The sequence below is a fragment of the Gilliamella sp. X-23 genome, assembly GCF_057063545.1.
The window spans coordinates 29,297-41,510 of sequence record NZ_JBXSQG010000006.1 but is presented as its reverse complement, the minus strand read 5'-3'; the positions used below and the strand labels follow the sequence as shown (position 1 = coordinate 41,510).

Sequence of the window (12,214 nt, the reverse complement as noted above, 5' to 3'; positions counted from 1 at the left end):
AGATGGCGGAATCGCAGTCCGCTTTTTTTATGTCTAAAGAATGTTTATTTAGTCTTATTATAAAAAATTAAAATTTTAAAAATCATATTGATAATATGAAAATATGTATGATTTTGTTTAAGAGTGTATTATTAAAAATAACGATTAATGGTATACTAAATGGCATACTATAATTAAATGGAGTTGGTTTATGGCTAAATTATCGGACGCGAAAGCTCGCAATATTAAACCTGAAGATAAGCCGTTACTTCATGGTGCAGTAACTGGTTTGTCATTACATCCATCACTGTAAATACCCCAAACTTAGTACACAGCTCACGTAGAAAATCATGCTGCTTGTTTTAGTGTTTTATACTCAATCGGTGTCATGTTATTTAATGCCTCATGCGGTCTTTCGGTATTATAAATCGTTAACCATTCTTCGGTTATTCTCCTTGCTTGTGCTAAGTTGTTAAAAAGATATAAATCGAGTACTTCAGTACGATAGGTACGATTAAATCGTTCAATATAGCCATTTTGATAAGGACTACCGGGCTGGATATAATCAATGGCTATATCATGTGATTTAGCCCAGTTTATCTAAGTAACGGGTAATTCTTTCTGCTGGTAAGCTTAATGCAATATCAATACCTAACACCTCACGATTAAAGTCATTGATGACATTGAATGTCCTAAATCGCCATTGATTACGGCTACTATCGCTCATAAAATCCATTGACCAACATTCACCTTGTTTATTAGGAACCAATAGCTTTTCTGGTGTTTGTGGGGGGGTTAGCCCTAATATTAAGTTTCAACTCACAATACACCCGATACACCCGTTTATGGTTCCATTTATAGCAGAGCTTTCTGATACTATTAAAACATTTAGGAAAGCCCCAGCGTAAATGCCGGTCTGTGATAGCATTCAACACCTAAATAATCACTGAATCATCCAATAACTTAGGTTGATAATAGTAAGCACAACGGCTTAAGCCAACAATGGCATAACTCATAGCAATAGTAACTGAATGATTTTGTTGTAGTTGCTGTGCCCACGTTTTACGTGCCTTTGTGGGCACTAAAGCTTTTTTATGATTTCTTCCTGAAGCTGGGATTTTAAGCTCAGTTCGGTAAACATCTGCTTAAGCTTGCGGTTTTCAGCTTCCAGCTCCTTGAAGCGTTTGATATCCAAAGTTTCCATACCACCGTATTTATCTCGCCATTTATAGAAAGTTGAATTACCCATGCCATATTTACGGCACAGTCCTTTAATGGGAATACCTGCTTCAGCTTCTTTTAAAATAGCGACGATTTGATGTTCAGTCATTTTTTTCATAATTAAATCCCCTTTACTTTTATCATAGAGAATTTTCTACTTTTTTGCTGTACTATTTAGGGGGTGGTTACAGTATTTGATGAAAAATACAAAATAGTTCGAATATTTTTCGGTGAACGTTCTAAGTGTGGGTTGGTATGGATTAGTTTGGACGAGTATGGAATTAATAAAAAATAGAAAGCAAAAAAATCTACTAAAATCTTTAATAGTAAAGGTTAAAATGGATTTCTTTGGACAACTGTGGAATCTGCCACAAAAATAAATGGCGGAAGCGCAGAGATTCGAACTCTGGGAGGGTCGCCCCTCGCCGGTTTTCAAGACCGGTGCTTTCAACCGCTCAGCCACACTTCCGCAATGGCTGTGAATATTAAAGGAGACTTGCTTATTTGTAAATAGCTATTTTAAGATTTTTTATCGTTTGCTTTAAATTTCACCAAAATTTGTGGAATTTAGGTTATTGAGGGTGAATTCGCCATCAAAATTAGTGTTGGATCTTGATTAATTGAGTATAATACAACAAAAATTAAATCACGTACTTTAAAAAATGTTAGAACAGATAGAAACCGATGATAAAGGTTATTTAAGACATTGGCAGGACTGGACTGTTGAGTTGGTTCCTGAGTTGGCCGTCAAAGAGGGTATTGATTTGACGGATGCACATTGGGAAGTGATTTTATTTGTTCGCGATTTTTACTTAGAATATAAAACCTCGCCAGCTATACGTGCGTTAGTCAAAGCGATGGAAAAGAAATTTGGTGTAGAAAAAGGCAATAGTCGTTATTTGTATAAGTTATTTCCCGATGGTCCTGCTAAACAAGCGACTAAACTTGCAGGTTTACCAAAACCCGTTAAATGTATATAGATAAAGGATAATATTCAATTCATGATAAGATGGAAGCTCCCTTTATTACTATTGGTCGTGCTTGGTTATTTGCAGTATTCTTTATGGTATGGCAAAAATAATGTGTACGATTATCAAGATAATGTCGAAATGTTAATCAGTTTGCGTGCTGACAATGAAAAGTTAAAGGCTCGTAATGAACAAATGTTTGCTGAAATTAACGATTTACAACGTGGTTCTGAAGCTATTGAAGAGCGTGCGCGTAGTCATTTGGGTATGGTTAAACCTAATGAATATTTTTATCGTATTATAATTGATTCAGGCTTGAAAAAACGATAATGCATAATGTGAACCCCAATAATATCATCGCTATTGTGCCAGCAGCCGGAATTGGTAGTCGTATGAATAGCCAAGTTCCTAAACAGTATTTAAAAATCGATTCAAAGACGATTTTAGAACATACGTTAAATAAATTGTTAAGTCATGAGCAAATAAACAAAGTTATTGTTGTTATTAGTCCTGAAGATGACATATTTAATACCCTTTCGATCGCTTTACACGATAAGATTAACGTCACTTTAGGTGGCAAAACGCGAGCCGATTCGGTGTTAGCAGGGTTGCAATTGTTAAATGATGATCAATGGGCTTTAGTTCATGATGCAGCAAGACCTTGCGTTGATCATGATGATATTACTCGGTTAATCACAACGGTAATAAATAAAAAACAAGGTGGCCTATTAGCTACCCGTGTTAGTGATACAATAAAACGAGCGTATCAAGATAATGATACCGTTGTTGATTATTCTGAAGATCGTACTTATTTATGGGGGGCAGCAACGCCTCAACTGTTTAATGCAGGCGAATTAAAATCATGTTTGCAACAAGCGTTAGATCATCGTGTTGCCATCACGGATGAGGCTTCCGCCATTGAGTATTGTGGTGGGCATCCTTTATTGATCGAGTGCCGTCGAGATAACATAAAAATAACGCGCCCTGAAGATTTAGCATTGGCAACTTTTTATTTAACTAAGAAAACTCCAAATAGGTAAAAGTATGAGAATAGGTCATGGATTTGATGTGCATAAATTTGGTGGCGAAGGTCCTATTATCCTTGCTGGTGTAAAAATTCCTTATCAATATGGCCTTATTGCTCATTCTGATGGTGATGTTGTATTGCATGCAATAATTGATGCCTTGATTGGTGCATTAGCATTAGGGGATATTGGTAAGCTATTTCCTGACACGGATCCGAAATATAAAGGCATTGATAGTCGAATATTATTGAAAGAGGTATATACCCTTGTTCAAGCGAAAGGCTATGAATTAGTGAATTTGGATACCACTATCATTGCACAAGAACCAAAAATGCGACCGCATGTTGATCAAATGCGAGTGAATATTGCTGAAGATTTAAATGTTCATTTTGATCAAATTAGTGTCAAAGCGACAACGACTGAGCAGTTGGGCTTTACTGGGCGTAAAGAAGGTATTGCTTGTCAAGCGGTCGTGTTATTAAGCAAAAAGTTTAAAATAGATTAAATTTAAAAATAGGCAATACAGGTGTTAGCACAACTTAATTATTTATATGGAAAACCAACCACTACAGGGCAATATAAACAACAATACGAAGATTTTGTAGTCAAAGAAGATCTTGGTTTTGAACTGACTGGCGACGGTGAACATGTTTTAGTTTTTTTGCAAAAACGTGATTGTAATACAATTTTTGTAGCTGAGCAGTTGGCTAAGTATGTGGGTATTTCAGCAAAGCTAGTAAGTTATGCCGGACTGAAAGATCGCCAAGCTGTTACTGAGCAGTGGTTTAGTTTACATATGCCAGGTCAGCAAACGCCTGACTTTTCAGCATTTGATTTGGCTGGGTGTAACATATTAACAGTCACTCGGCATAATAAAAAATTAAAAGTTGGTGCTTTAAAGGGTAACTATTTTAAAATTATTTTAAAAGATTTAAGTGATCAATCTGAGATTGAATCTAAATTAACGTTAATCAAACAACATGGTGTGCCTAATTATTTTGGTGAGCAGCGTTTTGGTCGTGATGAGAATAATATTACTCAAGCCATAAAATGGGCCAGTGGTGAAATTTCGGTTAAAGATCGCAAAAAGCGTAGCTTTTATCTTTCAGCCGCACGAAGTGCGATTTTCAATGATATTGTCAGCCAACGAATTGCACAAAATTTGCATCAAACAGTGTTGGATGGTGATATATTACAATTAGCACAACGTGGTAGCTGGTTTGTTGCTCAACCTGATGAATTAACGGTATTACAGCAGCGTCTAGAAAATGCTGAGCTTAATATTACAGCTCCGCTGTTAGGAGATTCACCGCTTGGTACATCATATAAAGCGTTAGAATTTGAGCAAAAGTGTTTAGAAAATTGGTCTGAATTTAATGATCTATTTAAAAAAGAACGAGTTGAGACGGTAAGAAGATCATTATTGTTGCGAGCTGAGCAGCTTAATTGGCAATGGTTGGATAGTAGTACGCTTGAGCTTAATTTCTATTTGTCATCAGGTTGTTATGCGACAAGTGTGATTCGTGAATTAATAATAGGAAATGAATAGTCCAAATGCAAAGTTTAAAAATGCAGTCCTTAATTAAATTCCTGCGTCAACACGGAATAAAAGACGATCGTGTTTTAGATGCCATTGCTTCTATTCCCCGGGAGCATTTTGTTGATGAAGCACTTTCGCATCAAGCTTATGATAATCGACCGCTACCAATTGGTAGTGGCCAAACCATTTCTCAACCTTATATTGTTGCAAAGATGACCGAATTGTTGAAATTATCGCCTAATTCCAAAGTCCTCGAAATTGGCACAGGATCGGGGTATCAAACAGCTGTTTTGGCTAAGTTAGTTGATCATGTTTGTTCTGTAGAACGAATTAAAAGCCTACAGTGGAATACTAAACGCCGTTTAAAGCAGTTAGATATTCACAACATTTCAACACGTCATGGGGATGGTTGGTTAGGCTGGCCGGAGCGCGGACCATTTGATGGCATCATCGTGACTGCAGCAGCATCAGAAGTGCCGCTATGCTTGTTAGAACAATTGGCAGATAAAGGTCGATTAGTGATTCCTGTTGGCGAAAACAAACAAATTCTACAGTTAATTGAGCGTGATGGAGATAACTTCGTAACCAAAAATATGGGCGAGGTGATATTTGTGCCTTTGGTTAAAGGCGATATAGAATAGTTCGTACTTATCTAAAATAAAAAATAGAAAATAAAATACTTATTTTCTATTTTTTATACTGAAACATAATTTTTTGACAAATCTAGTATATCTATTCTTTCTGTTCAGAACGTTTCCATTCACAAATTCCATAAATGGCATTAAATAGGTAAATTAAGTACTGTGTTGCGATAATAATGTTGTCGGTATAAATATTTAACCCAATTACTAATACATTTAATATTACCCATAAATACCAGTTAAAAGAGTATCTCATCATTAATAATAACTGAGCAACTAAACCTAATCCAAAGATGAAACAATTAGTAATGAGTTGGTAGCTTGTATTGAATGAACCAATTTTATCGGTTAGATAAATATTGAGAAAGGCTGCAACAATCAGGAAGATGAGTGTATATAAAAATGCAGTTTCATTGAGTGAACGAACCTTAACATTTTTATCATTATCAAGGTTCTGTTTCCATGTAAATAAGCCATAGATATGCGAACAAAAGTAGTACAAAGGCGGTAATCCAGCACCAATATTGCCAACAAGGATATTCGCGCAACATTCTGCAACTGCGGCAAACATACCCAATACATTACCCATGTTTTTACGTTTAGCTAATAGAATGACGCATAATAGACCACAAAAAGCACCTATGTAGGAAGTTGTATAGCGTAAATTGAATTTAGTAAATGGATCAGTGTGTAAAAATGCCAATGTGACACATAATATACAAAAAAACGGATAGAATTTATTGCGTCCAATTAAAATAGTAATGTCGCTTAATTTATTCATAATTAATACTCTTTATCGTCAATAAGTTGGTTAACTAGTTCAATACAGCGCAAATAGCGCTCTTCGTAATCGGGTGAGTCAATTTGAATATAGTTGATATTATTTTTTTCTAAAATTGCGATTAGCAATTTTTGAAAATCTTTACGTTGTTTGGGACTGCCTAAATGGCGTAAACCATCGGCAACCCAAGGGGTATTGTTACCAAGCAAAATGACTAGATCGAAACGGTAGTTATTAATCATCGCTTGTAAAAAAGGGTGCTCTCTACCTTCATATTTTTTACAAAAAGCTTGTGTCGTGACAAAATCAGTATCAATAAAAGAGACTTTATTGGCATGTTTTATTGCAAAATCGATATATTGTGCATGACCTAAGGCAATTTTATCATAATCGGCATATTGCAAAGCTCGTTCATCTCCTCCAAGGTGTGAAAATACATAATCCCGACCATATTCCCAAGCACTGGTAGTATTAAATACATTAGCAAGCTTGTTAACTAAGGTTGATTTGCCACTTGATTCGCCGCCTAAAATAGCTACTGTTCGGACAAAAAACGGTCTGACTTCTGTTGGAATATATTGCCAATTTTTGAGTGGCGCTTGACGGATTTGTGTGCCACTGACTTGCATAAATTGTCGTTTTGGATCGATGAGCACGGTATTTAAATCAAATAGATCTTTATACATTGCAACATCTTGTGGTTCACTTGAGTAAACGCAATCAGGTTTTATTCCCTTTTCTTGAAACAGTTTTTTAACGCGTTCGCTCCACTCATGCCAACCATTTGGATAAGTTGGGATTCCATCTTCTTCTAATAATTCAATGTGGATATTTTTTTGATATTTAAATGTTTGCAGTAGCCAGCGAATCCTATCATTGATAGTGGGTTGACGAGACATGGCACTTTGTTCAAAGAGTGCCATGTCGCGGATTGTGTCGGAACACAGTACGACATATAGTTCATCAACTTGGCTAATTGCACGCTGAATAAGATAAATATGTCCTGTATGTAAAGGATAAAACTTTCCAAAGATAACACCGATTTTTTTGTCTTTGATGGGAGCTTCAATTTGTAAATATTGATGAAGAGATTGTAACTTTTGCGCGCTTGGGTTTTTGATTTTGTCATTGATAAGTTGACTTAGGTAACCTTTAGTCATTTTGCAAGCATCGGCTACGGTTTGTAATGACAAATTTTTTCGTTTGATTGTCTTCTTTAAATAACTGAAGCTATTCATGAAGCCCCCCTTATTTTTTGTTTTTTATTTTTAACAAAATATATATTATTTTACATTATTGTTCAATATATTAAACAAAAATATTTTGCTTTTAATCTAGTTATAATTTAATTTTATTCAAATGGTTAATGGAAAATCCTTAGTTTGAAAGGAACGGTATGAAAATTCAAAAGATAGTTTTTAATTGTGTTTGCAGATAATAATGTAATACTTAATAAGGTCATGATATTACCTCGTTATTTAGTAATAATATTTCACCAAAATATGCTTATACAATTGACGTAAAATGCCAAATAACTGCTTATTGTTGTTTATGATTAGTTACTAATGATTTTAAATAAACCTGTTTCACTTGATGATGCTAAATATGATGGCGCAAAATATAATAAAGAAACGGGTGAATTAACATGGCAATTTAAGCTCAATCTTAGTGAAAATAAAAATCTTACTTTAAGTTTCAAATTGGCTTATCTAAAAGACAAAGTTGACGATATAATTGGCTTATAAATAAATCAATAATAGAAATAGAGTATGTTAAACGAGTGGTTAAACCAATTTAAACAAGATAGCCAAGTTAGTTTGCTTGATATCCACTTAGCAGCGTTTTTAACCAATAGAGCGATGTTAAATAATGATATTATTGTTAAACGTTTTAGTTTTTTGGTTTTATCACTAAGTAGAGAGGTCAGAGCAGGGCATGTTTGTCTTGATCTGATACTCTTAAATTCCACAACGATTGAACCATCGCTCTGGTTAGCTTTAGGCTCGCCAAGTGAGCAAGATTGGAAGATCACGCTTGAACAAGCACGCCATAGTCAGGTTGTGAGTGATGGAACAAACTTCTCTCCCCTTGTCTTTATTGACAATAAACTCTATTTTCAAAGAATGTGGCTGGACGAAAAGAATGTAGCTCAATATTTCAATCATACCACCTTTAATGATCAACCAAGTTATTATCCTGATTTAAACGCTATATTAAATCAGCTTTTTACTCATCAAGAATCTCAGATTGATTGGCAAAAAGTCGCTGTTGCTGCGGCATTAACGCGCAAAGTCGCAATTATTTCAGGTGGACCGGGTACGGGTAAAACAACTACCGTTGCTAAGATCTTAGCAGGAATTTTGTTAACGAATCCTAATGCTCGAATTATGACGGCAGCCCCGACAGGAAAAGCTGCATCAAGGTTAACCGAATCACTAAGCCGAACAATAGAACAACTCGCTTTTATATCACTAAACCTAAAAGCAGAAGCGATCACCTTACACCGTTTACTAGGTGCAAAAGCAGACAACAGTTCATTTACGCATAACAAAAATAATCCATTACATATTGATGTGTTAGTTATTGATGAAGCATCAATGGTTGATCTAAATATGATGGCAAGAGTAATAGAAGCGTTACCAACATCTGCCCGTTTAATCTTATTAGGTGATAAAGATCAGCTTTCATCTGTTGAAGCTGGGGCAGTATTTGGTGATCTTTGTACTTTTATTACTCATGGTTATAGTCAACCGCGCGCAAAAGAGCTAAGCCAATTAACGGGTTATGTTGTGCCTGCTTGCGAACAAACAGCTACAATTACTGACAGTATTTGCTTATTACAAAAGAGTTACCGTTTTAACGAGTCATCGGGTATCGGCTTGTTGGCTAATGCAGTGAAAGAAGGGAGATCTAGTGCGGTTAAACAGTTATTAACAGATGAGTCACTAAACGATATCCAATATCATCTACTATCATCTCAACAAGCTTATTATGGTGTATTACAAGACAGCATTCACCATTATAAACATTACTTACATGTTATTAAGCAACAAGGTACTAGCAACATTGCCGCAGTCTTAGCTAAATTTGCTGAATATCGCTTGCTTTGTGCTGTTAGAGAAGGGCATTTTGGTATAGAAGGTTTAAACAAACAAATTGAATTATTATTAGCGAAAAACCAATTGATTCATGTAAGAAACAAAGAAACGTGGTATGTAGGGCGGCCTATTATGATTTTGCGTAATAGCACTTCATTAGGGCTTTATAATGGTGATATTGGCATTACATTAATGGCCGAACACGATAGTTCAAAATTACGTGTATATTTCCCTTTTGCTGATGGTTCGATTAAAGGATTTTCACCGTTTCGATTACCTGAGCATGAAACGGCTTACGCCATGACTATCCATAAATCACAAGGTTCAGAGTTTGATCATGTGAATATTATCCTGCCAACTGATTATTCTCCGTTACTAAATCGTTCATTGCTTTATACTGCCATTACTCGTGCTAAAAAAACGGTTTCCATTTATGCCACTGAACCAATTTTATTACAAGCTATTAAATCACAAACTCAGAGGCATAGTGGTTTAGTCAGTTTATTGCAAAATAATGGCTAAGTTCATTCCGTTAAGCGTATTAAAACTGATTATTTTATAAGATGGTGTGATAAGTCGAGGAACAAATAATAAAACAGGGCGATGAGCCCTGCAATAATGAAATTAATGGATAATCTTCGCTAAGAAGTCTTTAGCGCGATCGGATTGTGGATTTGTGAAGAATTGCTCTTTTGACGTATCTTCAATAATTTCTCCTGCATCCATAAAGATAACACGATTTGCCACTTTTCGCGCAAAACCCATTTCATGGGTAACAACCATCATTGTCATACCTTCATAAGCTAGCTCAACCATTACGTCTAATACTTCATTCACCATTTCAGGATCAAGTGCTGAGGTTGGTTCGTCAAACAACATTACAATCGGATCCATACATAATGCGCGCGCAATAGCAACACGTTGTTGTTGACCGCCAGAAAGCTGTGCCGGGTATTTATTTGCATGAGCAAGTAACCCAACACGCTCTAAAAGGCTAAGCGCTTTTTCGCGAGCTTCATCATCTGTTCGGCCTAACACTTTAATTTGTGCAAGGGTGAGATTTTTTAAAATAGTTAAATGTGGGAATAATTCAAAATGTTGAAATACCATACCCACTTTAGAGCGTAACTTTGCTAAGTTAGTCGCTTTACTTGTAACTTCAGTTCCATCAATAATAATTTTGCCTTTTTGTACAGGCTCTAAACAATTTACTGTTTTTATCAAAGTTGATTTACCTGAACCTGAAGGACCACAAACCACCACAACTTCGCCTTTACCGACTCGAGTTGTACAGTTTTTTAATACTTGAAATTGTCCATACCATTTTGATACATTTTCTAAGGAGATCATCGATTTATCCCTTTCTTAAAATAATTAACTAAACGTGAAGCAGTAAAACAAATTACAAAATAACTTGCTGCTGCAAAAATAATCATTGAATATTCATCAGTACCACCTCGTGCTTTACCAATTTGCGTTACGCTTGCGCCAAATAGATCAATCAAGCCCATAACATATACTAAAGAGGTATCCTGAAATAAAATAATACCTTGTGTCAATAACAATGGCACCATAGATCTAAAAGCTTGCGGTAAAATAATTAAACGCATTGCTTGGCTTTTGGTCATACCCAATGCATAAGCTGCATGATATTGACCTTTAGCAACAGCATTAATACCCGCACGAATAATTTCAGAATAATATGCGGCTTCGAAAAGAGCAAAAGCTATTATCGCCGATGCAATGTTCACGTTAGCATTACGAGGCAAATTAAAGATATGTATAATGACCTGAGGTAGTGCTAAATAGAACCATAATAATACTAATAATAGTGGAATAGAGCGAAATAAATTAACATAGTTTTTAGCAAAAAAGTTAAGTAATTTATTATTTGATAAACGCATTAAAGCTAGTGCTGTACCCCATACAATACCAAAAACAACAGCTGTGAAAGTGATTTGCACTGTTAACCATAAACCATCAATTAGTACAGGATAAATATTTTCATCTGATACCAATGGAGGTATATTTACAATCCAATTATATAATTGTGTATTTGTAATCCAATCAATTAAATACATATTACCCTCCATGACTCATGTTAGGTAAGCGAGTGTATTTTTCAACAATTCGCATCACAGTAATTACCACATAGTTAATCAACATAAAGGCAATAGTAACACCCAACAAAATTTCAACAATGCTATTGGTAGACTCATTGATACGATCAATTTGACCAATCAAATCAATTAACCCAATTGTTGAAGCAACTGATGAGTTTTTAATAATGTTGGTCATTTCTGATGTTAATGGTGGAATAATACGTCGATAAGCGTTTGGTAATAAAACATACATATAAGCTTGTCGATTAGTTAAACCAAGAGCAATAGCGGCATAGCGCTGACTCTTGGGTAACGTTTGAATGCCAGTTCTAACTTGTTCAGCAATACGAGCTGAAGTAAACAACCCTAGCGCTATTGCGGCAGTGATAAATGCACTTACATTAGGTGATAAGTCAGATATAAACCAAATTTTTAAACGACCACTTAATATTACTGGCAGTATCATATACCACAAGAACATTTGCACTAGTAATGGAATATTACGAAATAGTTGAATATAACCTGCTGCAAAATTATTTAAAAACTTATTGTCTAAAGTTCTACATATTCCCACAAGAGATCCTAGCACAAAAGCGATGATCCACGCAGTAACTGCTAATGAAACAGTCACAAGAACTCCATCTAATAGCCAATTTAAGTAAATACCATCACCGTAAGGGGTGGGTTGAAAAAATAACATCCAATTAAAACTCATTATGGAGTCTAAAAAACTCCACGATAAAGCTGTAATAGGTTCAAAAGATAATGTCCAATTAAAACTCATAATATATTTAATTCGCTAAATTAGATTATGTACTAAATGCGAAAGCATTTAGTACATTGGATTAGAAAGAATAAG

Annotated in this window: 13 protein-coding genes, 1 tRNA gene and 2 pseudogenes; 9 read left to right on the top strand and 7 right to left on the bottom strand. The window is 35.2% G+C overall.

Features of this window, described 5'->3' with window-relative positions; genetic code table 11:
• Positions 1-190: 190 nt before the first annotated feature.
• A pseudogene (locus tag ACYH9I_RS05595) lies at positions 191-286 on the top strand (hypothetical protein); the annotation flags it as partial.
• Between the two features lie 41 nt (positions 287-327).
• On the opposite strand, the pseudogene ACYH9I_RS05590 reads toward ACYH9I_RS05595, so the two are convergent.
• Both ACYH9I_RS05590 and ACYH9I_RS05585 read right to left on the bottom strand, forming a co-directional pair.
• Positions 328-1,318 (bottom strand): annotated as a pseudogene (locus ACYH9I_RS05590) (integrase core domain-containing protein).
• 263 nt (positions 1,319-1,581) lie between these two features.
• Positions 1,582-1,669 (bottom strand) — tRNA-Ser (locus ACYH9I_RS05585).
• 193 nt (positions 1,670-1,862) lie between these two features.
• On the opposite strand from ACYH9I_RS05585, the gene ACYH9I_RS05580 reads away from it, so the two are divergent.
• From ACYH9I_RS05580 to ACYH9I_RS05555, 6 genes are read left to right on the top strand one after another with little or no spacing between them, the layout of a single operon-like run.
• Positions 1,863-2,180, top strand: a complete 318-nt coding sequence (locus ACYH9I_RS05580) for a TusE/DsrC/DsvC family sulfur relay protein (protein ID WP_483559522.1) — start codon at positions 1,863-1,865, stop codon at positions 2,178-2,180.
• Positions 2,181-2,201: 21 nt separating this feature from the next.
• Positions 2,202-2,498: a cell division protein FtsB gene (ftsB, locus tag ACYH9I_RS05575; RefSeq protein WP_483559520.1), complete on the top strand. Its 297-nt coding sequence runs from the start codon at positions 2,202-2,204 to the stop codon at positions 2,496-2,498.
• Positions 2,498-3,208, top strand: a complete 711-nt coding sequence (gene ispD, locus ACYH9I_RS05570) for a 2-C-methyl-D-erythritol 4-phosphate cytidylyltransferase (protein ID WP_483559518.1) — start codon at positions 2,498-2,500, stop codon at positions 3,206-3,208. The genes ftsB and ispD overlap by 1 nt, the downstream gene beginning before the upstream one ends.
• A gap of 4 nt (positions 3,209-3,212) precedes the next feature.
• Positions 3,213-3,698, top strand: a complete 486-nt coding sequence (gene ispF, locus ACYH9I_RS05565; RefSeq protein WP_483559516.1) for a 2-C-methyl-D-erythritol 2,4-cyclodiphosphate synthase — start codon at positions 3,213-3,215, stop codon at positions 3,696-3,698.
• 21 nt (positions 3,699-3,719) lie between these two features.
• The gene (truD, locus tag ACYH9I_RS05560; RefSeq protein WP_483559515.1) at positions 3,720-4,742 is read left to right on the top strand and encodes a tRNA pseudouridine(13) synthase TruD; all 1,023 of its coding nucleotides are present in this window, start codon (positions 3,720-3,722) and stop codon (positions 4,740-4,742) included.
• Between the two features lie 5 nt (positions 4,743-4,747).
• Entirely contained in the window at positions 4,748-5,374 is a 627-nt protein-coding gene (locus ACYH9I_RS05555) for a protein-L-isoaspartate(D-aspartate) O-methyltransferase (RefSeq protein WP_160401827.1), read from the top strand.
• A gap of 91 nt (positions 5,375-5,465) precedes the next feature.
• On the opposite strand, the gene pnuC is transcribed toward ACYH9I_RS05555, so the two are convergent.
• A complete protein-coding gene (gene pnuC, locus ACYH9I_RS05550; protein ID WP_483559513.1) occupies positions 5,466-6,155 on the bottom strand; it encodes a nicotinamide riboside transporter PnuC in 690 nt (229 codons plus the stop codon).
• Positions 6,156-6,157: 2 nt separating this feature from the next.
• Positions 6,158-7,393 carry a multifunctional transcriptional regulator/nicotinamide-nucleotide adenylyltransferase/ribosylnicotinamide kinase NadR gene (gene nadR / locus ACYH9I_RS05545; RefSeq protein WP_483559511.1) on the bottom strand — a complete coding sequence of 412 codons (1,236 nt, stop codon included), beginning with the start codon at positions 7,391-7,393 and terminating at the stop codon, positions 6,158-6,160.
• 327 nt (positions 7,394-7,720) lie between these two features.
• Between nadR and ACYH9I_RS05540 the strand changes: the two genes are divergently transcribed.
• Positions 7,721-7,900, top strand: a complete 180-nt coding sequence (locus ACYH9I_RS05540) for a hypothetical protein (protein WP_483559509.1) — start codon at positions 7,721-7,723, stop codon at positions 7,898-7,900.
• Between the two features lie 24 nt (positions 7,901-7,924).
• A complete protein-coding gene (gene recD / locus ACYH9I_RS05535; protein WP_483559507.1) occupies positions 7,925-9,775 on the top strand; it encodes an exodeoxyribonuclease V subunit alpha in 1,851 nt (616 codons plus the stop codon).
• 102 nt (positions 9,776-9,877) lie between these two features.
• On the opposite strand, the gene ACYH9I_RS05530 is transcribed toward recD, so the two are convergent.
• The 3 genes from ACYH9I_RS05530 to ACYH9I_RS05520 are packed head-to-tail and all read right to left on the bottom strand — an operon-like array spanning position 9,878 to position 12,070.
• Positions 9,878-10,603, bottom strand: a complete 726-nt coding sequence (locus ACYH9I_RS05530) for an amino acid ABC transporter ATP-binding protein (RefSeq protein ID WP_160401819.1) — start codon at positions 10,601-10,603, stop codon at positions 9,878-9,880.
• On the bottom strand, positions 10,600-11,334 hold the full coding sequence (locus ACYH9I_RS05525; protein WP_483559505.1) for an ABC transporter permease subunit: 735 nt from the start codon (positions 11,332-11,334) through the stop codon (positions 10,600-10,602). Before ACYH9I_RS05525 ends, ACYH9I_RS05530 begins: the two co-directional genes overlap by 4 nt.
• 1 nt (position 11,335) lies before the next feature.
• The gene (locus ACYH9I_RS05520) at positions 11,336-12,070 is read right to left on the bottom strand and encodes an amino acid ABC transporter permease (RefSeq protein WP_160401817.1); all 735 of its coding nucleotides are present in this window, start codon (positions 12,068-12,070) and stop codon (positions 11,336-11,338) included.
• Between the last annotated feature and the right edge of the window lie 144 nt (positions 12,071-12,214).